Below are 22708 nucleotides of genomic sequence, written 5' to 3'. Positions count from 1 at the left end.
CGAACAGGGCCGTTCAACAAGATCGTGTCACGAGCTCTTAAGAGCTGCTAACACAATGAGCGGATCTGGCGCAGGGTGATCAGGCAGCAGGCGAGTTTGAGGAACGCTTCGTGGATGTCGGCTCGGCGTTCCCAGCGGACCCGTAGGCGCCGGAGGCCGTGCAGCCAGGCGAAGGTGCGCTCGACCACCCAACGGTAGACCCCCAGTCCGCTGCCGGGGGGTGTGCCGCGGCGGGCGATGATGGGCAGGATCCGGCGGACGGGCGGGACGGTGTCAAGCAGGTGCAGCAGCAGCGTGACGTCGTTGCGGCCCCTGGTGAGGAGAATGGCGAGCGGGGTGCCGTGTCCGTCGGTGATCAGGTGGCGCTTGGAGTCGGCCCGTCCCCGGTCGACCGGGGACGGGCCCGTGTGGGCCCCCTTTTTTAGGGCCCTGACGTGGGAGGAGTCGACCGCGCAGCGGGACCAGTCGAGCCGGGCTGCGGCGTTCAGCTCGGCGAGCAGGACCTCGTGTAGCCGCTGCCAGACCCCGGCCTCGTTCCAGTCCCGCAGCCGCCGCCAGCACGTCATGCCTGAGCCGAAGCCCAGCTTCTTGGGCAGGTACTCCCACTGGATCCCGGTGTGCAGCACGTACAGGATTCCGCACAGCACATCCCGATCCGGCAGTGGTTTGCGGCCCGGATACCGGAACCGCCGCTCCTTGCTCGGCAACAGCGGTTCGATCCGCTCCCACAGTTCATCCGAAACGACCCAAGGCGACGCCCCCATGAGCTGGCCAACCGGTGAAGGTCGGGCTGGGACACGTTGTTCGGTTCGGATACCGTCCGAGCGAGGAGACTTCACCAGGGGGATGGGATGAACGCAGAGACCGTCACAGCGATATGCGCGGTCGTGATTGCTGTCGCGTCGTTGGTCGTCTCGGTCTACCAGACGCGCGCGATGCGGCAGCACAACCGCCACTCGGTGCGCCCGATGCTCCAGCTACACCGCGGCTGGCCGACGGGAGGCAGGGCAGGGATCCGGCTCACCAACTCCGGACTTGGACCGGCGGTCATCGTCGACAGCACGCTCACCGTCGATGACGAAGTGATCGGCGCCTGGAACGCTCCCAGTGTCGACCACGTCCGTGACCACCTGTCAGTGCGCCCATCCGCTGTGACCTTCAACTGTGGAGAGGTCATCGCCACCGACTACGAACAGTACTTGTTGAGTGTCGCGAGCTACGATCCGCAGGACCACGCCGAGGTCGAGGACCTGATCAACCGGCGGCTCATACTCAAGATCCGCTATGAGTCCTTGTACGGCGGAGAGGACTACGCAGCTGTCCTACACCCTATCCGTTGAGGGGGGGCACTCCGCCATGCCGCCGATCATTCTGTTAGAACTCCTTAACAGCTCCTAACAAAAAGGGGTTTCTGGACCTCCGGGAATGACGGCGTGTCAGTTCTCGTTGATGCTGGCCGAAGGGGGTGCGAGCCAGTCGAGACGAGGAAGACCGCTGCCAGACCGTGGGAGATCGACGACGAGTTGTGGGCGCGGATCGAGCCGCTGCTGCCGGTCGTCCCGCGTAATCCGCGGCGTCCAGGTCGTAAGCGTCTGGATAGTCGCAAGGTGCTGCGCGGGATCCTGTTCGTGCTGTATACCGGGATCCGCTGGGAGTTTCTGCCCCAGGAGCTGGGCTTCGGCTCAGGGATGACCTGCTGGCGACGGCTGCGGGACTGGAACGAGGCCCGGGGTATGGCAGCGCCTGTACGCCGACCGCGGCTATGACCACGAGGTCTACCGGGACCAGGTCCGCCGGTTCCAGATCACCCCGCACTTCGCCCGGCGCGGCACCGGGCACGGTTCCGGTCTGGGCGTGTACCGCTGGGTCGTGGAAGGAGCGGTCGCGCTGCTGCACTGATTCCGCCGCCTGCTCATCCGCTGGGAGATGCGTGACGACATCCACCACGCGTTCGTCACCCTCGGCTGCGCTGTCATCTGCTGGCGACGACTGCGCACCGTACTTTGTCGGGAGTGAGGGCGGGCGATCAGCCCAGGGGGTGGCCTGCTCGATGCGGCAGAGCGCATTCGTAGCAGTCGGGCCCGCGCAGCCTCACATCCGGGATCTCAGCACGTCGACCTCACAGCCCGGCGCGAAGGGGTCGAAGCCGTGCTCGATCAGCCAGCGAACTGCCAGCAGGCTTCGCAATGACCACCACGCGTGGATCACGTCGAGGTCGATGTCGGTGCCATAGCCGGCGATGACGTCGTCGAGGTGCTCCTCGTGTCCGAGCGTGAAGGTGGCGAGGTCGTACAGGGCATCACCCTGGCCCGCCTCGGACCAGTCGATGATGCCGGTGACCTCGTTGCCGTCGACGAAGACGTGCGCGATCTGCAGGTTGCCGTGCGTGAACGCCGGAGTGCACGGCCGGAGCGCGGCCTCGGCGACCTGGCGGTTGCGGGTGACCAGGTCGGCGGGCAGGAGGCCGTTCGTCACGAGCAACTCGCACTCGTCGTCGAGTTCCGCCGCCAGCGCGACGATGCTCCGGCCGGCGCGGCCCGGCAGGGGCGGCAGCGGCGCGTCGTGCAGCTTCCGGATGGCGGCGCCCGCCGCGGCCCACGCCGCCGGTGACCCGGTCGACGGCCCGCCGAGGCGCCCAAGCGTCGTCCCCGGGAGTGCGGCGATCGCGAGCACGGGCGGCTTGCGCCACAGGACCTCCGGGGTCGGGACCGGCGCGAGGGACATCGCCTCGACCTCGACGTCGATGCGCGCCTGATCGGCGTCCACCTTCAGGAACACGTCACCGACGCGCAGGGTCGCGCGCTCGGAATGGGCGACGACGACTTTGACCTCATCCATGGGCGGCCAGTATCCCGGGGACGATCGCCGACGTCGCCAGGTTTATCGCGTGCGATGACGCGGCTGACCGCGTCCCGCTACCCGGCAGCCTCGTGCACGACACCGACCTCTGACCAGGTCAAGCCCACCACTTTTGTTAGGAGTCCTAAGAGGTTGTCTCACGTGGTGCATTTGGCGAGCTTCTTATAGCAGGTCAGAGCTGCGGCCAGGCCGAGGAAGGCAAGGAAGTGACTGTCCTTTCGTTCGTATCGGACGGTCAGCCGGCGGAAGCCGAAGAGCCAGGCGATGGACCGTTCGATCGTCCAGCGGTGGCGGCCGAGCCGCTCGCTGGACTCGATCCCGGGGCGTGCGATGCGTGGGACCAGGCCCCGGCCGCGGAGCCAGGCGAGATGGTCGGCGGAGAAGTACGCCTTGTCCGCACGGATCTTGACCGGTCGCCGTCGGCGTCGCCCGCGCCGCGAACGGATGGCAGGTATCGCCGGGATCAGCGGCTTGAACACCTGGCTGTCATGCAGGTTCGCGCCAGACACTGCGACCGCCAGCGGGATGTCCTGGGCCTCGGACAACACGTGCAGCTTGCTGCCCTTCTTGCCGCGATCCACCGGGTTCGGCCCGGTCAGCGAGCCCCCTTTTCGCGCGGACGGAGGCCGCGTCAACGATCGCCGAGGTCCAGTCCACCTCACCCCTGGCCCCGAGTTCGTCCAGCACCGCCCGGTGTAGCCGCCGCCACAAGCCGGCCTCGGTCCATACCGTGAAGCGGCGATGCGCGGTGGCGGGCGACGTGCCGAACGTCGGCGGCAGATGCCGCCAGGCACATCCACTGGTCAGTCCATACACCACCGCCGTGAACACGGCCCGCTCGTCACACGGCCCGGTCCCACCACCTTGCGGACGAGCAGCGAACGACGGCAGCATCGGTTCGACCAATTCCCGGAGTTCATCAGGAACCAGACGCTTCGACAGGTCAGCATCCACGACCAGCATCATGCCGCTGTGCCGAGGTTCAGTAGTCATCACCGGCGTAGCCGGATGACGTGGTGAGTGGGATCGGTCGAAGCTGTCTGGTCGGCACAAGCGAGGCAAGCAGCCTGTCACACACCCTCATGCGGCAGCATGTCACCGGCTACGGAGGGTGTGTGAAGGCCCGATGGCTCATTGGATCAGGTCGGTGTGCGGATGCTCGGGGGAGGTCGGGCAGACGTAGAGCTGCATGTTGTCGGTGCTGCCCACTTCGACCGCAGTCGGCTGCGAGGGGTCTTGGCCAGCGTAATGGGCGGCGTAGGCGGCGGCCTGATCTTCGCACGGCGCCCAGCTGCGTCCCTCACCACCGTCCCATTCGAAGGAAGCGATGGTCAGCAGCGGGACCATCTGCACATCGCAGACAGTGCAGTATCGGCGATATGGGTCGGTGCGGCCCCACGGGGGCCAGCCGCCGACCTTCCAGCCGGGAGCATCAGCCAGCTCGCAGTCATAGAAGTCCCGCGGATAGTCCCCGTAGGCGCTGTCCACGCCGACGCCGGCTGCCTGCCATCTGCTCCGGTCCTCCACCATCAGCCGCATCTCTGGACTCAGATCGAGGCTGTCGGGGTACTCGGTGATCGCTTCTGGTGCCAGCACGCACGGCTCCGGCACATAGCCCGGATAGTTCGCCTCGTACGGTTCCGGCGGTGTGGCGAGGATGTCGACGACCGCGGCGGCGGACCGCCAGAACAGCGCGGTCGACGGCTTGTAATCCGGTTCGTGGTCGTAGGGGCACCAGAGAATCTGGAGCAGATCGGCCTGGCCGGGCGGCCGCAACAGGGGTATGTCGCGCAGATACAGCTGAGCCACGGGCAGCATGGGGACCGGGCAGTCCGCAGGCCACGGAGGGCTGGCGTCGAGTCGCTCCGCGAGCCTCGCGGCGCTCCGTTCCTTGAGCGCCTCCTCCTCGGGCGTCAGCTCGAAAGCACCGGAATCAGGGTGCCACCGGGCCTGCATGCGTCTCTCAAGCCGCACTACGGCCGGCGACTGGCGGAACCCACTGTCACGGTGCAGGTGCGAGCTTTCGCAGTGCGGCCACGGCTCCTCGGCCGGCCACAGCAACGGCCCCCCGACCGAGCTCTCCCTGATCGAAGGCGCCCCCGGGCGGGGATGCAGCCGAATCGCAAGACGCGCCAAAGAAGCCAGCTCAGGAAAGACCGCGGTCACATCTACAGGCCGCGGCGGAGTCGTACGTACAAAGACCATGCCGGTGATCCTGCCACCAGCCACCGACAGTCCCCTGCCCCCTCAATCGGCGTCGTTGGCGTCGGCGCTCAGCTGGTCAAGTCCAACGCACGCAGACTGGGTCACGGTGACAGCAAGCCTGATGTAGTCCGACTGCTGTCAGTCCGGTCCTGATGATGTCGTCACCAAGTATTGATCAAAGTCCGTCGTAGTGGGGCGGGCAGATTTTGGTCTCCAGCGGTGGCCGCCAACTCGGTGTCCACTTGCCGCAGCTTGGTGTCGCTCTATGGGGACCTCGACCAATTTCTACAGCCGATGGGGCCCGGAAATAGCGTGCATAGCGCGCCCATGGGAGGGCACTCGGCCTTCGGAGGTTGATAATCATGGTTCCCCTGCTCCTTGTCCTACTTCTCGCTCTGCTCCTTTTTGGCGCCGGATTTGCTTTGAAGGCACTGTGGTGGATCGCGGTCATCGTTCTGGTCGTCTGGCTGCTCGGCTTCGTGGTGCGCTCCACAGGCGCGGGCGGGCGAAAGGGCCGCTGGTACCGCTGGTAGGGGTTGAAGCCATTCTTCTCGGATCGGGCCGGACCCGAGTGGTCCGGCCCGACTGCGCGCGGAGACGCAACCAGGTGTGTCTGACGAGCGGAAGCGCCCGGCCGGCCGCATGTGCTGCGCGGTCCGTTCCGCGCCGAGTACACGGTGGACGTGATGACTTTCGTGTACTGGAAGGACGACATCGCCCACCAGTTCGCCCAAGCGCTGGCCGAACGCACGCGTACAGGCGGCGTGGGGATCGCCGAGGAGTGGTGCGGCAACACCCCGGCTGTTGGCCTCGCATGCCGCGGTCGCCCTCTCCAGCCCGCATACCGCCGACCAGCTTCAGCGAGGCGCCCGCCCACCGACACGACCGGCAGATCTGCGAGAGCGGCGACATCGAGGACTGAGCTGAGAGATGTTGCCAAGAGCGGGAAGACAACGGTTTGACGTCAGTGTTCTGGGCTAGGAGAGTCAGTGATCGAGGTGCTTCGGAAAGCAGGCACACCTGGCGGGAGCCGCGCGCGTGCGCGCTGCGGGCCCCAGATGTGCCGTTGCTGGCTCCCGCCCTGCTGAACAGCAACGAGCAGGGAGCAGAGCAGAGATGACACCGATGAGCACCACACCCGCACGCGCCCGCCGCCGTCACGACGATGCTCCCGACACCGCGGCCGACTTCGAGCGGCTGGCTGCGGCCTCCGATGGGCCCGAGCGGGACCTCTTGGCCGAGGAGCTGGTCGCGGCCTGGCTTCCGATGGCCCACCGCCTGGCCAGCCGCTACCGTAACCGCGGAGAGAGCCTGGATGACCTGAAACAGGTGGCGGCAGTGGGCCTGGTCAAGGCCGTCGACCGCTACGACCCGCAGCACGGAGGCCCGTTCGAGCCGTGCGCGATCCCCACGATCGTGGGGGAGCTCAGGCGGTACTTCCGCGACTACAGCTGGGATGTGCACGTCCCTCGGCGGGTGCAGGAGCTGCGTAACAAGGTCCGCGCCACCCTCCAGGAGCTGGCCGCCACGGAAGGCGCCGACCGTACCCCGACCGTGGCGCAGATCGCCGGAGCCGCCGGTATGAACGAAGAGGACGTGCTCACCGGCATGGAAGCCATGGACAGCTTCCGTTCCCTGTCCCTGGACGTCGAGTTGACCGGTTCGGACGACGGCTACTCGCTGGCCGACACCCTCGGCCGGCCCGAGGCCCGCTATGAGACGGTCATCGCCCGGGAAGCGGTCAAGCCCTGCCTGCACCGCCTGCCGGAGCGGGAGCAGCACATCCTGTACCTGCGCTTCTTCCGCGACATGACCCAAGCCCATATCGCTGAGGAGTTGGGCATCTCCCAGATGCATGTCTCCCGGCTCATCTCCCGCAGCTGCCGCACCGTCCGCGAAGAGGTCGAGGCCGATCCGCAGCCCCAGCGGCTCCCGGCTGCCGCCTGACACCCCACGTCCCGCGGCGCTTGTCGGCGGCGCGGCACGTACCGCCACCGTCACTGAGTGACAAAGAGGAGCCTGCCAATGCTTATGGCCCACTCCGCGGTTCTCGCCGATCTCGTCCAGCAGTACGAGACTCTCAACGCCCTGCACGCCGAGAATGGCGGCCCGGAAGCACGGCAGCGACTCGACGACGTTGTCTACACGCTGTGTGTCGCCACCGGCACCCGCGACGTCGACGCTGCTCTGATCGCCGCCCGCCACCAGCTCCCCNGCCGCCCGCCACCAGCTCCCCGGCGCCCGTACGGAAGACGACTCCCTCCTCCCTGATGCCTGACTGTCTCCGCTGTGGGCCCGGCCACCGGCCGGGCCCACAGCGCCCGAGCTCCAAAGCAGAACCGACGGGCGTCGCGCGACCTCGTGCATGTCGTGGCAGTCTTCGGGCGCTGCTGCCCGCAGTCTTCTTCCGCGACGCGAGTGCAACTGACGGATGCGGAGCGGAGTTTGGTGCTTGGCCGACCGTCCACAATCTTCCGGCAGTGACATGCGATGCATGTAGGCTCGGTCTTGATCAATCGTCTCGCGGCTTGGAGGAAGCAGCAATGACCAAGGCCCCGTTCGTCGCCATGGCCACCGTTACCGCGGCGCTTGGGACTGCGCTTGGTTCCCTCGCGCTTCAGCTGCGCGCAGACGGCAACGAGCAGTACGTCGAATCCGTAGCCACCTTCAGCGTCCTGATGTACGTCACCGCAGCTCTGGTTATGGTGACATGGGTCCGAGACGGTCGGCCGCACTCGAAGTGAGTTCTTCGCGTACGGGCGCCAGGGTGATGCCCTGGCGCCCGTACGGCTCTTCGTGGCTCTGTAGCGCGTTGGCGTAATCACTGAGTAGTCCGGGTGAGTTAATTGATCCAGACCAGCGAGGCCAGCGAGGTAGCTGTCTGAGGTCTTGAACATCGCCACCTCGGTTCGATGGATCCCCGGCGCCGTACGCGCGCCGCACCACCACTTCGCTCTGCTGGCAGCACTCGCCTCCCCGGCGCACGTGTCGCGAAGGACACCCCACGGCGGCGCATGGTTCCCCCGGTATTGAAGGCCGAAGGGTGCATGCATACGGAGCAGAGGGCCCGGGCACTCGGATGGCTGCTGATCCGCAGAGGAGGAACGACCTGGTCGCCGTGGCCGACGTTGCCCGCGCCCTGCCGGCCCCCCAAGCCACCTGCTTGAGGCCCCGTCGAACGACTGACTGGCGTTACCCTGCGATAGCAGACGCGGCCGGTGGGGCGCCCAGAGCGGGGCGCGGCACACGAGAGACGGCCGGGAAGGGGAACAGCCCCCGTGAGTGATCCACTGCGACTCCTGTCCGCTGCGGAACGCGGTCGGCTCCGGCCCGTCGCACCCGGCCGTGGTCTGGAACCGATGCTCGCGACCCTCACGCACGACCGGTTCTCCGACGAGCGCTGGCTCTACGAGCGCAAGCTCGACGGCGAGCGATGTCTCCCGCTGCGCGGAGGGCCGTATCGAGCTGCTCAGCCGCAACGGCCGCTCCGCCGCCTCCGCCTATCCCGAAGTCGTCGACGCCCTCCGCGCCCAGGCACCGCCCGACTGCGTACTGGACGGCGAGGTCGTCGCCTTCGACCGGGGCCGCACCAGCTTCGCCCGCCTCCAGCCGCGTATCCACCTCGCCTCCGCCGACCGGGCCAGACGCAGCGGCGTACGCGTGTACTACTACCTCTTCGACATCCAGTCCGTCGCCGGGGTCGACGTCACCGGGTTGCCGCTGCGCCGCCGTAAGGCCCTGCTGCGTGCCCTGCTCACCTGGCGGGACCCGCTGCGCCTGACTGCTCACCGCAACGCCGCGGGCGAAGATTACTACCGGTATGCCTGCGAACACGGCTGGGAGGGGCTGATCGCCAAGCGCGCGGACGCCCCGTACACGCCCGGCCGGTCCTCCGACTGGCTGAAGTTCAAGTGTGAGCAGGGCCAGGAGATGGTGATCGGCGGCTGGACCGATCCACAGGGCGCCCGCACGGGGCTCGGCGCCCTGCTCCTCGGCTACTACGCCGAGGACGACCTCCGCTACGCGGGCAAGGTCGGTACCGGCTTCGACACCAGGACCCTCCAAGCGCTCGTCCGGGAGCTGCGCGGACTGTCCTCGTCCACCAGCCCCTTCGCCGTCGCCCCGCACCCCGGCCCCGGGACTCACTGGGTACGGCCGGAGCTGGTCGCCGAGATCGCCTTCACCGAGTGGACCCGCGACGGACGGCTGCGCCATCCCCGCTACAAGGGACTGCGCCGTGACAAGTCGGCCCGCGACGTCGTACGCGAGGACCGGCACCCTCACGGCCGCCCGGTCGGGCGCATACCGTGAACGAGAGGGGACGCGGTGGGCGGCGGTGTGCCGCCGGGCGAGACACCGCCCGCCGAGGGCAGCACGCCGGACGCGGGGCCGCAGCAGGCCTACAACCCCACCCATCTGGTACCCCTCTGCGTGAGGTACCGGCACGCGAACGGACTGCATGGGAATGCGGCCCGAAGCCCTGGCGCCATTGTTGTTCGATGGGGGACACACGAAAAGGTTGGTAGTGCAATGCCCGCAGGATCCAGGCGTAAGCGGGAGCGGCAGTACGAACACATCAAGGAAGGCGCGGAGAAGCGCGGGGCTTCCACCGGCCGTGCCAAGGAAATCGCCTCCCGCACCGTCAACAAGGAACGCGCCCGTTCGGGAGAGGCGAAGTCCGCCAGCAAGGTCCCAGAGGCCCGACACGGGACCAGCTCTACAACGAGGCCAAGCAGCGCGGTATCGAGGTGCGCGGCCGCCGTTTCCGCTGGACTCCGCCAACGGGTGGAATGCTTCAGATATTCGTATTTCGGCTGTGGAGGCCGGGTAAAGAAAAGGGGTTCCCCTCGCTTCATAGGAGCCCGCATGACGTTCAACCCGTTGGAGCAGCGGGGAATCCCGCTTGACCGTCAACTGCGCACGTGGCGTGAGTTGGACGTCGCCCCGATCGATCCGGATCACTGCGACCCGTATACGCGGTGCCGGATCATCGCGATGAACGGGATCGAGGTCGAAGCGATTCTGTTCAGCCATCAGATGGCCCGCCACTGCCAGGACCAGGAAGTGAAGCGGCAACTGGCTCGTACCCGCTACATCGAGGCGCAGCAGCAGAAGGCGGTGAACTGGCTGCTGCCGGGGGTGGCCTCGGTGCTGGAGACGACGATCGCCTATGAGCAGGTGGCGGTGGACCTGACGGCCTGGGTGGCCCGTATGGAGCCCGATCCGTATCTCACACAGGCGTACCAGTTCGGCGTGCTGGAGGACTTTGACCACCTGTACCGGTACGCGAACCTGTACGAGATGATCGAGCACCGGAAGGCGGAGGAGATCGTCCAGGGGCTGACCGAGGTCATGCCCGGCCGGCCGACGAAGTTCCATCACCGCAACCCGGTGGACAACGTTCGTGAGCCCTACGACCGGGACCAGGTCAACCCGCTGTCCAAGCTCCACGCGCTCACGATCATGTCTGCGGAGCAGCAGACCATGAACTTCTACATGAACGTCGGCCCGCAGTACATGGAGCCGATCGCCCGGCAGCTCTACCAGGAGATCGGGCTCATCGAGGAGGAGCACGTCACCCACTACGAGTCCCTGGTCGACCCGGGGGAGACCTGGTGGGAGCAACTGGTCAACCACGAGTACAACGAGTGCTACCTCTACTACTCCTTCATGGAGCAGGAGCCGGACCCCAAGGTGAAGGTCCTCTGGGAGCTGCACCTGAACATGGAGCTGGAGCACCTGCGCATCGCCTGCGATCTCATGCGCCGCAACGACGGACGCGAGCCCGAGGAGATCGTCGCGCGGGAGCTGCCGAACGTGCTCACCTTCGAGCCCAACAAGGAATACGTCCGCGAGCTGCTGGGGACCCAGATGGACCTCACGACGCTCGGCACCGGCTACGTCCGCGAGGCCCACGAGCGGTTCGAGGCCATGCAGGCGCAGCTCAACGACGGTGACCAGCCGCCGAGCGAGCGCGTGATGGCGCAGCACCGCGAGATGTTCGGCAGGGAGTACCGGCTGGAAACCGAGGGCGAGCACCCCGCACCGTCGCAGCGCTCGCGCGACTGACCCGGCCGACCCGGCTCAGGCTGGCTCAAGGGAGGAACACCGTGAAAAGTCAGGCCCACGGCGGCGACACCGGCGCAGGCGTCCAGGACGATGTGGTGGCGCTGCTGATGCGCCAGCACGGCGAGATCCGCAATCTCTTCGACGAGGTGGAGCGCACCACGGGCGCGGAGCGGCAGGACGCCTTCCGCCGCCTGGTCCGGCTGCTGGCGGTCCACGAAACGGCGGAGGAGGAGATCGTCCACCCTGTCGCCCGCCGGGCCTTCGACGGTGGCGAGCGGATGGTCGAGGACCGGCTGCGCGAAGAGAAGCAAGCCAAGGAGAAGCTGAGCCGCCTGGACGAGATGGGCTCGGAGGATCCCGAGTTCCTGCCCGTGCTCCTCCAACTGCGGACGGAGGTCATGGAGCACGCCCGCTCCGAGGAGCGCTACGAGTTCGCCCAGTTGCGGCGCCGGACCGATCCCAGGCAGCTCGCCACCATGGCCAACGCCGTCAAGGCGGCCGAAGCCCTGGCCCCCACCCATCCGCATCCGGGGGTGGAGACGGCGGCGAAGAACGTCGCCCTCGGTCCGATGGCCGCCATGATCGACCGGACCCGCGACACCGTCCGCAAGGCCATGGGCAAGGACGGCTGAGGCGTCTCCGTCGCCGGAGTCAGCCGGCACCCACGGGATCGCTGTGCAGGCGCGCGAGCAGGCCCGGACGGTGCAGCTCCGTAACCGGTGCCACCAGGTCCGGGTGCCGCAGTAGCGGGGCCGCCCGCCGGTCGTACTCATCGGGATCCGTCAGCCGACGGAAGTCAACCGGCGAGGAGGCAGTGTGTTCGCACCCGGCAAGCGCGGCTACAGCCGCCTCGGCCAGCGCCGCAGAGGTGAGCAGACTGGCCGCCCAGCTCGCCACGACCTCGTCCACCCAGGTACGCCAGGCGTAGTCCGCCTCGTCCACCTCGCGCGGATCTCCGCCGACGAGCCAGTCCAACTGGGCCGAGCCGCCGGGCCCCGCCACCGCGACCAGCGCGGCGTCCGTCGCCGTGGGGTAGCGGAGCCACGCGGCCACCGTCACCGCCTGCCGGGCCTGCGCTTCAGCGAGCGCCGCGTTCATCGCGCCCCCAGCCGCCGGAAAGGCCCGGACCAGCCATTGAGCGGTGGCGGCTATGACCCCCGACAGATCCACGGACAAACGAAGCCGCTCCTCACAAGCCGGTGACACACGAAGCGCTGGTCAGCGTACCCCGACCACCGGCCGCCTGAAAGTGGCGAACGTCCCGAAAAGAGATATTCGCCGCGGAGTGCGACGAACTCTCGGCGCGGCAGCCCGGCGGGGGCCTGACGGATGAGCGGGCAGGGTGAGGTCCGCGACCACACCGAAGTGATCACTGCCCCAGACCCCGTTCACCGGCTCGGTGAAGAGTCGCTCACACCGCGCGATGTGGAGGGTCGGCTCGTAGTCGTCGCAGCGGACCAGGATGTGTCGATGTGCCGCCCTTCGATTTCGGGCATGTCCCCGCGACGCGCGAGGGGATTCGCCGGGGAGAGGGTGTGACCCGGTTCGCCCGAATGCGCCGCGTCCTAGGCGTCGCGGTAGCACTCGGGGCCAGTTCGGCTCGTGGCGGACGATCACCAGGGGGCCGAAGGGGCGGGGCGCCCGCACTTCCGCGGTGACGACGCCGCACCACGGCATCGTCGCTTTCGCCCGGCGCCGTCGAAGTCGTCCGCCCGTAGCGTGCCGATCGGCCACCGGCTCGCCAGGGCGGCGCCCATCCCGTCGGCCGTCCAGCGGGGGTGTGGCGCTTCTCCAGGACGTTCACCGTCAGCACCCAGAGGCGAGGTACACGTACGCCGGCGCGGTTTCCTCCGGCTGAGCGGTTTCGGCGAGCGGTTTCGGTGGCCGTGGCAGTCGGGCTGCCGTGCGGTCACGCTGTGTCGCCGAAGCGGGGTGGGTGGGTGCCCGGGGCGGTGAGGGCGAAACTGTCGGGTGAGGGGTGGTTTCAGCAGGCGGTGGCGGTAACCGGGCTGCCTTCGGGGGCGCGGAGGGTCGCCTGCCGACCGCACGAGAGATGGTCGGTGCGATGGCGACGGTGCCGCCGGATGCCTGGGCCAAGTCCGTGGTGGCGTCTACGTCGGACATCTGGAAGTGGGCGTGCCAGCGCGCGTCGGTCCGGGGATCGGGGCGGTCCTCGACGGGCTCTCCGCGCAGTACGGCTACTGGTTGTGCGGCCTCCCGGACGATCACCTCGCCGTCCTCGTAGGCGGCGGTGCACCCGTCTCGCCCGGAGGCCCAGCCGAAGATCTCGCCGTAGAACACGGCCGCCGCGAAAATGTCAGGAGTACGCAGTCCCGGCCAGGCCACCGAGCCGCACGCCCCGGCCGGTGCACCGGGATGTCTTTCGCCCCTGCCGCCTGGCGCTGTCCCCTCCCACGGGCCGAACACCGCACCGTCGCGGTCTGCAGCCACCGCGGCGCGGCCCGCGCCGAGTGAGAGGGGGCCGACCCCGACCGTGCCACCGCGTCGCGAGTTCCGTGGCACAGGCCACCGGCGAACCGTGCGCGATGGCGATGCGGAGTCGCTCCGCCGACGGGCTGGCGTGCCAGGTCCATCCCAGGACCGAGCTGGAGAACTTCTGGGCCGCCGGCCCGCCCGGCCCCGGAGGAGGCGCGTCTGTGAACGAAAAGAGCTGAGCAGCTGCCGGGCTGCTCCACGTGCATCGAGACCGGCAAGGCGTCAGTTCGTGGCGCGCCGCTGGTCGCCGCTGACCTGTCGCAGCTGGTCGGCGTGGCGGGTCATGGTGTCGACGCGGGCCGCGAGGTCGGCGTGACGCGCCGTCAGGTGCTGACGGGCTTCGGTGAGCGGGGTGACGAGCTGGGCGGCGTCGTCCTGGGCGAGGGCGTCCGCGAGCTGGGCGATGTGGCCGCGGGCCTCGACGGGCAGATCGGTGAGGGCGGTGACCTGGCCGGCGAGCTGGCGCAGGTCGGCGGCGTTGCCGCGGGCCCATGAGGTGACGGTGCGGTCGGCGGCGCGGCGGTCACGGGTGTCCTGCACGCGCTGCTCGCCGGTGGCGCCGGGGCTTCCGGGTCGCACCCGCAGGTATCGGCGCTCGGCGGCCTGTCGGCTCGCCACGCCCAGCGGGTGCGCGAGCTCGGCCCAGCTGGCGCCCGTCTCGCGGGCCGTCTCGATCAGCCACGGTTCCCACCCGGCGAGCCGGCCCCGGAGCTCCCGCAGCAGCAACAGCGCGGCCAGGGCCTGCTCCGAGCTGGTCCGGTCCGGCTGTCGGTCCGGCGGGACGGTGGCGCTGCGCACGGCCTCGCTGATGGTCTCCAACGCCGCCGCGGCGGCCTGGAGCGACGTAGGGGCGGGGTCGGGTCCGTGGGGGTCCTCCGGGCTGGCCATGGTGTGTCCTCCTGGGGCGTCGTCGGATGGACGACAGAATCATTTGTCATCGTTCCGATGACATGCTACAACGGAGGCAGGTTGCAGCGCATTGGCGGTACTGCCAAATGGCCACTGGAGGTGTTTCACGATGTTGATGCGCACCGACCCGTTCCGTGAGCTCGACCGGCTCACCCAGCAGCTCATGACGTCGTCCGGTACCTGGTCCAGGCCGTCCACCATGCCGATGGACGCCTACCGCGAGGGCGACGAGTATGTGATCGCCCTCGACCTCCCCGGTGTCTCGACCGATGCGATCGACATCGACGTCGAGCGGAACATGCTCACCGTCAAGGCGGAGCGGCGGCCGGCCACCAAGGCAGACGACGTGCAGATGGAGCTGTCCGAGCGGCCCCTGGGAGTGTTCTCCCGCCAGCTCATGCTGGCGGACACCCTCGACACCGAGCACATCACGGCCGACTACGACGCCGGTGTCCTGACTCTGCGCATCCCCATCGCCGAACGGGCCAAGCCCCGCAAGATCGCCATCGGCGAGGGCGCCGGGCGCAAGCAGATCAGCGGCTGACCCCCGGGGTCATTCACCATCGCGGGCGGAGGACGGCAGATGCCGGGTGTTCCCGCTCCGTCCTCCGCGATCACTCACGTCTTCACCCCGAGTCGCGCCGTGCCGTTGCGCCGGCGCGGCGGGAGATGTTCCACCGGCTGGTCGGCTCGTGCGCCGCGCACCGGCCGACCGGCCACTTCACACCACCATGACGAGCAAGCATGACGAGAAAGGCGATCCACCCAGCCATGCCGGTCCAGTCCGAACCCGCCTCGGTCGCCGCGAACATGACATTCGAGCAGATGCTGGAGAAAGTCCGCTACGAAGGGGCGTACCCCACCCGTGAACGGGCCGAGACGGTCGTCCGCGCCGTGCTCACCGGCCTGGGTCGGCAGCTCACCGGCGACGAGCGGGTCGACCTCGCCGCCCGTCTGCCCGAGGAAGCGGCCCGGACGCTCGCCGAGCAGATACCCGACCGCGAACCCCTCACCGGCTGGGGCTTCGTCAAGGACCTCGCCACCCGGGCGGGCGGCACTCCCGCCACCGCTCGCTGGGACACCGGCTCCGTCCTCAAGGTCGTCACACAACTCGCGGGAGACGCCCTGGTGGACCGGATCCTCGCCCAGCTTCCCTCCGGCTATGCCCTCCTGTTCGGCCGCATCGAGCTGACGCGCGCGGCCTGACACCCCTCTGCCCGGGCACCGTATTGAAGGCAGCCCGCTTCGGGTACCCGGGCGGTGAGTGACGCAGGACGGCGGACCTGAGCAGCCGCACCTTCGCGACGCTCCTCTCGTGCCCCACCTACCGCGAAGGAGTGGCCGATGCCCGCCGAGCGCCAGACGAACGCACGCCGGCCGGAGCCGGGCGCATCCGGACTGCGGGTGGTCGTGGTGGGCGCCACCGGCAACGTCGGCTCCGCGGTGGTGCGGGCGCTGGGCGAGGAGGCGGCCGTCTCCTCGGTCCTGGGGCTCGCGCGCCGTGTACCGGACTGGACTCCGGAGAAAACGACGTGGCGTGCCGTGGACCTCGGCGACCCGGACGTGGACCTCGTACCGCACTTCCGTGACGCGGATGTGGTGGTGCATCTGGCCTGGCTGTTCCAGCCCACCCATGAGCCGGTCACCACGTGGAGCAGCAATGTGCTGGGCAGCGTCCGTGTCTTCGAGGCCGTGGCCGCCGCGGGTGTTCCCGCTGTGGTGTACGCGTCGTCGGTGGGTGCGTATTCGCCGGGGCCGAAGGATCGCGCGGTCGACGAGTCCTGGCCCACCCATGGCTGGCCGGAGGCCGCGTACACCCGGGAGAAGGCGTACCTGGAGCGTTTCCTCGACGGCCTCGAGCGGCGCCGTTCGGACCTGCGTGTGGTGCGGATGCGCCCCGGCTTCCTGTTCCAGCGGCAGTCCGCATCCCAGCAGCGTCGGCTCTTCGGCGGACCGCTGGTGCCGGGCAGCCTGGTGCGGTCGGCGCTCGTGCCCGTCGTCCCGGAGGTGCCGGGATTGCGTTTCCAGGTGCTGCACACCGAGGACGCCGCCGCGGCCTACCGGGCCGCGGTCGTCCGGGACGTACGCGGCGCGTTCAACATCGCGGCCGAGCCACCGGTGGATGCCGGCGTTCTCGCGGAGATCCTGGGCGCTCGGGTGCTCCGAGTGCCGCGGCCCTTCCTGCGCGGCTGTGTCGCGGCCGCCTGGAAGCTGCATCTGGCACCGGCCTCCGCGGAGCTCTTCGACGCGGTGCTGCGGATCCCGCTGATGGACACCACACGCGCCCGCCGGGAGCTGGGCTGGGAGCCCCGGCACACGGCCACCGAGGCCGTCGAGGAGTTCCTGCACGGGCTGCGGCGGGGAGCGGGCGGCCCCACGGCGCCGCTGGCCGAGGACTCGCCCGCGCGCCGTGCCCACGAGGCGGCGACCGGAGTGGGCGAGCGGCCCTGAAACAGCCGCTGCCCAGGCCCGGCGGACTTCGTGCCCCGCCGCAGGAGGGTGGTGGACGGTCCGCGCATTCGAGTGCACCCGGGACATGTGCGTACCCGGGCCCGGGGCCGTTACGCGGGCCGCCGACCGGCCCCTGCGCGGCCTGGGGGCGGGCACGCCCACCAGGCGAGGAGCCATCCCGCTTCGACCACCGCGTCGAGGCCGTGAGCACGACGTGCCCGGCCGGCGGGTACGGAGATGACGTCGGCCACGAGCAATGTGGCGGCCGTCCCCAGGCCGCTGCGCCGGGCCTCAGCCAGGGAATCGGCGGCCGGACGCGCCCGCAGCTGGCCCCACCCGGTGGTGACCAGCAGTCCGGCCACCGTCCTCACCAGCCAGTTCTGCTCCGGATCCGGCTGTGTGGGACCGAAAGAAGCGCCTGAAGCCGGTCATGTGCAGCAGCGGCCAAGCCCCGGAAGCGAGATTGAACAGACCATGTGCCCTGGTGAGGAACAGCGGCAACACCATCGGTCCCGGCCTCTGTTCGCGCCGTCGGTCATGGCTCATACCGATCATCTCTCCTTGCGCTTTCCAGCCTAGTGGCATCCGTGTTCCGCGCACTGGCGTACGTCTTCAGGTGGCCCTGGAGGGGGGCGGAATCATGTGGCGGATCGCGTAATCGGCGGGGGGCACGTCTGGGTGATGCGCAAAGTGGCCCTGCCGAAAGCGGGAGTGGTGCCGTCGTCGCGCGTTCGGAGGCAGCCGGACAGGAGAGGCCAGGGGGCTGATTGAAGCGGCGGTGTCTGGGCACCCCGTAGGAGCACGTTGCCCGGTACGACCATGCCCGATCCGGGAGGGCGATCATGAACGAGCCCAGCACATCCCCCCGCCTGCTCGGCATCTACCTCAACGACCATGCGGCGGGAGCGACGGGCGGAGCGGAGCTCGCTCGCCGGACGGCCCGCGAGCACCGGCAGTCGGCCTTCGGCGGCGACCTGGAGGACATCGCCGCACAGATCGTGGAGGACCGGGAGGCGCTCCTGGACATCATGGCCGACCTTGAGGTGCCCGTACGCCGCTACAAGCTCTGCGGGGGATGGCTGGGCGAGAAGGCCGGGCGGCTGAAGCCCAATGGCCGGCTGCGCCATCGTTCGGGGCTCAGCACGCTCGTCGAGCTGGAGGGCTTGCGGCTCGGGGTGGAGGGCAAGGTGATGCTGTGGCATTCGCTGCTGGCCGCGGCCGAGCAGGACACCCGCCTGGATGCGGATCGGCTCACCGAGCTGCTGAACCGGGCGCGGCGCCAGCGCACGGTGCTGGAGTCGGTGCACCATGCCGCGGCCGCCGCGCTGTTCGCCCCCGGTCGGCCGGAAGCGCAGCAGACGGTGGTCGGCCCATGACGCCTCCGCCGGACGACGCCGCCGAGTACCCACGGTGCTCCGCTGCGCACGCGGCGGGCGCGTCACCGTGACCGAGCAGGAAGTGGCTCTGCCCGATCACCCCGGCAAGGCGTAACTCGAGCAACCGACCCGAGCAGGGGGCCAAAGCTCCAAGGCCGGAGAAGCCACGCGCCGGCTCCGCCGACGAGCGGTCCGCATCCGCGTCAGCGGCACTGCGGACGAATCCCACACATGCGAAACGAGACAGTGATGATGAGCGAAGACAAGGCAGACGACGTCTACCAGCCGACCGGTACCAACGAGGAACAGGAGGACGCGGCCCCTCTGGATCCCCAAGACGCCCTGGACGAGCGTGGTTACGACGAGATGCTCGACGAGGGCTACTCCCCGCCGGAGAAGCCGCTCGGTGTCACCAAGCACGGCACAACGGCAGCCGAACAGCACGAGCGCGAGACGCTCGACCAGCGGCTGGCCGAAGAGACCCCCGACGTCGAAGCCCCGGCGGGAGACGGCGTCGGAGATGTGCAAGAGGGCGAGGGAGAGCCCATTGACCCCGAGGCGGGCACGGACCGCGCAGGCCGACTCGTCGCCCCCGACGAGGGCACCCGCCCCGACGTCACCAAGGAAGTCCTCGCCAGGGACGAGGGCATCGACGCGGGCGCCGCCGGAGCAGAGGAAGCCGCCGTGCACATCGTCCCGGACGAACAACTCGAGGAGCCGGGCGACGGAGAACCGGACCGCTGATCCCGCCCGGCTCGGCTGATCAGCAGGCGCCAAGAGGCACGGGCGTTCAGCCGGTGGTGACGCGTGCGTTGATCCGGCGCATCCAGTTCCGGTCGGTGTTCCACATGGGATGGTGAGGCGCTGCGTTGGAGGTCAGAACGACGCCCTGGAAGCCCGCCGTGAGACAGCGGTCGACGACGAATTCCGCGATGTCCTTGCCGACGGCATCCTCCTCGAAGCGCGTCAGGAGAGGGGTGTACCCCACCACGCCTTCACCGAGGACGGCGGGGATGCCGCGGCGGCGGGCGAAGGCGGCGACGGAATCGACCCACAGGGCCAGGGTCTGCCGCATGGCCTCGCGGTGCGGGAGGTAGTTCTCGTAGAGCCACAGGTCCCAGCGGTCGGGGTCGGCCCAGTCGTGCGCGTAGAACAGTTCACGCGGGATACCGGTTGCCGCCAGCCGCCAGGGCTCGTCGGGGTGATAGTCGGCGAAGGCGGGGGCGTCGGGACGCAGCATGCGGGCCAGTTCGGGGGTGGGCCAGGTGGCGGTCCGGGGCGCCTGCTCGGTGCCATGGCCCAGTCCCACGGCCTGGTACAGCGCGCCGAGGACGCCGTAGACGTAGAAGTGGAAGTGGGCGACCTGCCCCTGTTCCGGCAGGTCGTCCAGCTCAAGTGGCCAGGGCTCGCCCAGCGAGTATGTGACGGGAATGCCGGGGTGGTGCTCCCGCAGCAGGTCCACGGCGCGGCCGAGGGGGCCGCGCAGCCGGGAGTAGTGGGTGCCGTCGTCGTTCGGCACCAGGGAGCAGTTGTCGACCTCGTTGTGCACCTCGGCGTAGGCGACTCGCTCGGCCAGCCCGCGCTCGGTGAGGAAGTCCAGCAGCCCGCCGAGCGCTTCGGCCATCACCTCGGCGCGTTCCGGTGCGGGGACCGCGGCCAGGGCGCGGTGCCAGACGTCGGTGTCGGCGAAACAGGGGGACTGCTGGTACTCCCACGAGGACACGATCACTCGGCAGTTGTGGCGGGCAGCCGCCTCGAACAGCTCGACAAGCCGTCGGCGGCCGTCCAGCGCGTAGCCGCCGGACACGTTGTACCAGCGGGTGCGCTGTCCGAACCGCTCGCCCGGACCGCGGACGCGGAGGGATCCCGGATCGGGAACGAGGCCGGAGAACAGCAGGAAGGGCATGGCGCAGATCCGCACGGTGTTGAAGCCGCGGTCCACCGCCTCGGCGAAGGCGCGATCGAGGTCGGCGAACGGCTCCCCGGGCCCGGCCTGGGTGTACCAGCTGAAGTCCCACAGGGTGATGGCGAGCCGACCCGTCTCGCCCGCGGTGGCCTGTTCGTGTGCGCTCATGGTCTCGCCCATCACTCGTGAATCCATTATTAATGAATAATCCTTGACAGCGTACCCCTGGCTGTCCAGGCTCTTGGGGCGAACGGACACATGCATGTCACCAACCACCGTGCGAACGCCCACGAGTTGCGCGCGGACGGTGAGCCGAGGGAGTCCCACGTCATGACCGATCGCACCCACCCGTCGGAGCAGCGCCCCCCGACGCCTGGCCGCCCGTCCCGGCGCGCCGTCGTCACCGGGCTCGGCGCCGCCGGATGCCTCGCCCTGCCGGCATGGCCGGACCGCGCCTGGGCCGCAGCCGGTACGACCGCGACCGCTTCGGGCGGCCCGGTGCTCGACACCCATCCGGACACAGAGCCGTCCGGCACGCATGTGCGCAGCGTCGGCGGCACCAACGTCGTCTTCCAATACGGCGCGGTGCTCCCCGACTTCGACGGCTGGCGCACCCATGAGCCGACCCGCGAGTATCTGTCCCTGGCCAAGCGGTGGCGCTTCCGGTTCGACCCCCGCAACCGCGGCCTCGACCAGGGCTGGGAGTCCCCGCACCTCGACGACAGCGCATGGGGCCTCATCGACGTCCCCGCCGCCTGGGACCTGCTGGACACGCCCGGATTCGCCACCGAGACCGCCACCTTCGGCACGGGCACGGCGTTCACCGACGGCTACGCCTGGTACCGCACCACCGTCGACGTTCCCGGCTCCTGGCGTGCCCGCCACGTGCGCCTGGCCTTCCTGGCCGCCGGCTACAGCGCCGAGGTCTGGCTGGATGGCACCCACCTCGGCAAACACGAAGGAGCGAACTCACCCTTCGCGCTACCCGCGGCCAAGGCCCTCCGGCCGGGGACGCGGCAGACGATCGCGGTCCGGGTCTTCCGCCGGGCGAGCCACGCCGATTACACGGACGCGACCCCACAACCGGTCACCGACGACTACGAGATTCCTTACAAGCCGGTCGACTACTGGCCCTACGCGGGTCTGACCCGGTCCGCCTGGATCGAGGCGGTTCCGAAGGTCGCCATCGCCAAGCTGCTCACGGCCGGTGCGAAGGGGAGGCTCGAGGCGCGGGCCGTCGTCGAGAACCACGGCACCACCGCCTTCAACGGCTATCTCACGCTGGATCCCGGCCACGGGAGCGGTGAAGGGCCGATCGCCGTCCCGGCCCGGATCGCAGCGGGATCGGTCGGCGTCGTATCCGTCTCGGTTCCCGTGCCCGGCGCGCCACGGTGGAGCCCGGGCTCCCCGCACACGCTCACGGCCCGTGCCACGTTGACCGCCTCAAGACCGCACGGCCCGCGGGTGGACACGCTGTCCACGGTCTACGGGATGCGCGACGTATCGGTCGCGGGCGCGCAACTGCGGTTGAACGACAAGCCGGTGTTCCTCAAGGGCGTCAACTGGCACGAGGAGACCGCGGTGCACGGCAGGGCTATGACGCGGGCCGAATACGACGCGGAGCTGGGCCACATTCCGGCACTGGGCGCCAACTTCATCCGCAACTGCGTCTACAACCGCCACCCGTACGTCTACGACTGGGCGGATGAGCACGGGGTGATGGTCATGGACGACATCGACACCATGTGGCTCAACACCGCCCAGGAGAAGTTGCAGACCAGCAGTTACGGTCTCGCCCGGGCGCAGGCCCTGACCATGGCGTGGAACCAGCACAACCACCCGTCGGTGATCCTCTGGGGCCTGCACAACGAGTCGGAGATCGATGGCGACGGCGCCCCCGTCTACCGCGCCTGGCTCGCCGACCTCAAGGCGGCCGTGCACGCGGTCGACCTCACCACCCGTCCCGTGACCTGGGCCTCGAACACCAGCAACGATCCCGCCTTCGACATCGCCGATGTGATCGGGTTCAACGAGTACTTCGGCTACTTCTACGGCAAGGACACCGACCTCGGCCCGGCACTGGACGCGGTGCATGCGAAGTACCCCGCCAAGCCGATCCTGATCACCGAGAACGGCACCTGGTCGCAGGCAGGCCACCACGGCCCGAGCACCACTGAGGGCACCGAGGAGTGGCAGGCGGCCCGCTTCGCCGACCACTGGACCCAGGTGGCCGAGCGCAGCGACTTCGTCGCCGGCTACACCTACTGGGTGCTCAAGGACTACAAGGAACGGGCCGGGTACAACCAGGACTACAACGGCCTTTCCCTCATGGGAATGCTCACCTTCGCCGAGGAGCGCCCCAAGCTCGTCTACGAGGCGTTCCGGAAGGCGGCCAACCCGAGGGGCAGGTGAGCGGCGCCCCGGTGATCCGTCGGCG

Annotated in this window: 22 protein-coding genes and 3 pseudogenes; 17 read left to right on the top strand and 8 right to left on the bottom strand. The window is 69.1% G+C overall.

All coding sequences use genetic code 11. The features are described 5' to 3' along the window. Window positions 1–47: 47 nt before the first annotated feature. A complete protein-coding gene (locus EEJ42_RS11670) occupies window positions 48–764 on the bottom strand; it encodes an IS5 family transposase (RefSeq protein WP_123099871.1) in 717 nt (238 codons plus the stop codon). 87 nt (window positions 765–851) lie between these two features. On the opposite strand from EEJ42_RS11670, the gene EEJ42_RS11665 reads away from it, so the two are divergent. Together EEJ42_RS11665 and EEJ42_RS11660 are read left to right on the top strand one after the other, a co-directional pair. Next, window positions 852–1340 carry a hypothetical protein gene (locus tag EEJ42_RS11665; RefSeq protein WP_123099870.1) on the top strand — a complete coding sequence of 163 codons (489 nt, stop codon included), beginning with the start codon at window positions 852–854 and terminating at the stop codon, window positions 1338–1340. A 171-nt stretch (window positions 1341–1511) separates the two neighbouring features. Further along, window positions 1512–2016 (top strand): annotated as a pseudogene (locus EEJ42_RS11660) (transposase). Between the two features lie 75 nt (window positions 2017–2091). On the opposite strand, the gene EEJ42_RS11655 reads toward EEJ42_RS11660, so the two are convergent. The 3 genes from EEJ42_RS11655 to EEJ42_RS11645 all read right to left on the bottom strand — a co-directional run bounded on the left by EEJ42_RS11655 (window position 2092) and on the right by EEJ42_RS11645 (window position 5064). Further along, entirely contained in the window at window positions 2092–2838 is a 747-nt protein-coding gene (locus EEJ42_RS11655) for a phosphotransferase family protein (protein ID WP_123099869.1), read from the bottom strand. Between the two features lie 158 nt (window positions 2839–2996). Then, a protein-coding gene (locus EEJ42_RS11650) for an IS5 family transposase (protein ID WP_123099930.1) occupies window positions 2997–3822 on the bottom strand; the annotation gives its coding sequence in 2 pieces (ribosomal slippage) (window positions 2997–3471 and window positions 3470–3822; 828 coding nt in all). A gap of 168 nt (window positions 3823–3990) precedes the next feature. Continuing rightward, window positions 3991–5064 carry a hypothetical protein gene (locus tag EEJ42_RS11645; protein WP_123099868.1) on the bottom strand — a complete coding sequence of 358 codons (1074 nt, stop codon included), beginning with the start codon at window positions 5062–5064 and terminating at the stop codon, window positions 3991–3993. Window positions 5065–5426: 362 nt separating this feature from the next. Between EEJ42_RS11645 and EEJ42_RS11640 the strand changes: the two genes are divergently transcribed. The 9 genes and pseudogenes from EEJ42_RS11640 to EEJ42_RS11600 all read left to right on the top strand — a co-directional run bounded on the left by EEJ42_RS11640 (window position 5427) and on the right by EEJ42_RS11600 (window position 11765). Next, a complete protein-coding gene (locus EEJ42_RS11640; protein ID WP_123099867.1) occupies window positions 5427–5597 on the top strand; it encodes a hydrophobic protein in 171 nt (56 codons plus the stop codon). A 592-nt stretch (window positions 5598–6189) separates the two neighbouring features. Beyond that, complete coding sequence (locus tag EEJ42_RS11630; RefSeq protein WP_342778277.1) at window positions 6190–7011, top strand: SigB/SigF/SigG family RNA polymerase sigma factor; 822 nt, start codon at window positions 6190–6192, stop codon at window positions 7009–7011. Between the two features lie 78 nt (window positions 7012–7089). Beyond that, entirely contained in the window at window positions 7090–7335 is a 246-nt protein-coding gene (locus EEJ42_RS11625) for a DUF5133 domain-containing protein (protein WP_425472884.1), read from the top strand. A 272-nt stretch (window positions 7336–7607) separates the two neighbouring features. Further along, on the top strand, window positions 7608–7808 hold the full coding sequence (locus EEJ42_RS11620) for an SCO3870 family protein (protein WP_123099864.1): 201 nt from the start codon (window positions 7608–7610) through the stop codon (window positions 7806–7808). A 538-nt stretch (window positions 7809–8346) separates the two neighbouring features. Beyond that, window positions 8347–9375 (top strand): non-homologous end-joining DNA ligase, encoded by a 1029-nt coding sequence (gene ligD, locus EEJ42_RS11615; protein ID WP_246096374.1) that lies wholly within the window; start codon window positions 8347–8349, stop codon window positions 9373–9375. 12 nt (window positions 9376–9387) lie between these two features. Further along, window positions 9388–9468, top strand: a pseudogene (locus EEJ42_RS54610) (DUF6480 family protein); the annotation flags it as partial. A 126-nt stretch (window positions 9469–9594) separates the two neighbouring features. Further along, window positions 9595–9818 (top strand): annotated as a pseudogene (locus tag EEJ42_RS52715) (plasmid stabilization protein); the annotation flags it as partial. A 112-nt stretch (window positions 9819–9930) separates the two neighbouring features. Further along, window positions 9931–11133, top strand: a complete 1203-nt coding sequence (locus tag EEJ42_RS11605) for a hypothetical protein (protein ID WP_123099863.1) — start codon at window positions 9931–9933, stop codon at window positions 11131–11133. A 41-nt stretch (window positions 11134–11174) separates the two neighbouring features. Continuing rightward, window positions 11175–11765, top strand: coding sequence for a hemerythrin domain-containing protein (locus tag EEJ42_RS11600; RefSeq protein WP_281291433.1), 591 nt, complete (start codon window positions 11175–11177; stop codon window positions 11763–11765). Between the two features lie 19 nt (window positions 11766–11784). Here the strand turns inward: EEJ42_RS11600 and EEJ42_RS11595 are convergent, their stop codons facing one another. From EEJ42_RS11595 to EEJ42_RS11590, 3 genes are all read right to left on the bottom strand, one after another. Then, window positions 11785–12309: a hypothetical protein gene (locus tag EEJ42_RS11595; RefSeq protein ID WP_123099862.1), complete on the bottom strand. Its 525-nt coding sequence runs from the start codon at window positions 12307–12309 to the stop codon at window positions 11785–11787. Between the two features lie 630 nt (window positions 12310–12939). Beyond that, window positions 12940–13434 (bottom strand): VOC family protein, encoded by a 495-nt coding sequence (locus EEJ42_RS54605; RefSeq protein ID WP_425472886.1) that lies wholly within the window; start codon window positions 13432–13434, stop codon window positions 12940–12942. 417 nt (window positions 13435–13851) lie between these two features. Further along, complete coding sequence (locus tag EEJ42_RS11590; RefSeq protein WP_123099861.1) at window positions 13852–14517, bottom strand: type III effector protein; 666 nt, start codon at window positions 14515–14517, stop codon at window positions 13852–13854. A 130-nt stretch (window positions 14518–14647) separates the two neighbouring features. On the opposite strand from EEJ42_RS11590, the gene EEJ42_RS11585 reads away from it, so the two are divergent. The 5 genes from EEJ42_RS11585 (at window position 14648) to EEJ42_RS11565 (ending at window position 19109) form a co-directional block, all read left to right on the top strand. Continuing rightward, window positions 14648–15082, top strand: coding sequence for an Hsp20/alpha crystallin family protein (locus EEJ42_RS11585; protein WP_123099860.1), 435 nt, complete (start codon window positions 14648–14650; stop codon window positions 15080–15082). Window positions 15083–15309: 227 nt separating this feature from the next. After that, complete coding sequence (locus EEJ42_RS11580; protein ID WP_123099859.1) at window positions 15310–15744, top strand: DUF2267 domain-containing protein; 435 nt, start codon at window positions 15310–15312, stop codon at window positions 15742–15744. A gap of 138 nt (window positions 15745–15882) precedes the next feature. Continuing rightward, window positions 15883–16989, top strand: coding sequence for an NAD-dependent epimerase/dehydratase family protein (locus tag EEJ42_RS11575; RefSeq protein ID WP_123099858.1), 1107 nt, complete (start codon window positions 15883–15885; stop codon window positions 16987–16989). Window positions 16990–17831: 842 nt separating this feature from the next. After that, window positions 17832–18365, top strand: a complete 534-nt coding sequence (locus tag EEJ42_RS11570) for a hypothetical protein (protein WP_123099857.1) — start codon at window positions 17832–17834, stop codon at window positions 18363–18365. Window positions 18366–18596: 231 nt separating this feature from the next. Continuing rightward, window positions 18597–19109 (top strand): DUF5709 domain-containing protein, encoded by a 513-nt coding sequence (locus tag EEJ42_RS11565; protein ID WP_425472883.1) that lies wholly within the window; start codon window positions 18597–18599, stop codon window positions 19107–19109. A 46-nt stretch (window positions 19110–19155) separates the two neighbouring features. On the opposite strand, the gene EEJ42_RS11560 is transcribed toward EEJ42_RS11565, so the two are convergent. Next, on the bottom strand, window positions 19156–20439 hold the full coding sequence (locus EEJ42_RS11560) for a cellulase-like family protein (protein WP_123099928.1): 1284 nt from the start codon (window positions 20437–20439) through the stop codon (window positions 19156–19158). A 162-nt stretch (window positions 20440–20601) separates the two neighbouring features. On the opposite strand from EEJ42_RS11560, the gene EEJ42_RS11555 reads away from it, so the two are divergent. Next, a complete protein-coding gene (locus EEJ42_RS11555) occupies window positions 20602–22683 on the top strand; it encodes a glycoside hydrolase family 2 protein (RefSeq protein ID WP_123099927.1) in 2082 nt (693 codons plus the stop codon). Window positions 22684–22708 lie beyond the last annotated feature (25 nt).

Source organism: Streptomyces botrytidirepellens, from assembly GCF_003721215.1.
GTDB classification, from domain to species: Bacteria; Actinomycetota; Actinomycetes; order Streptomycetales; family Streptomycetaceae; genus Streptomyces; species Streptomyces himastatinicus.
Note: the sequence above shows the minus strand (reverse complement) of the source record. Positions and strands in the feature narration are given on the sequence as shown.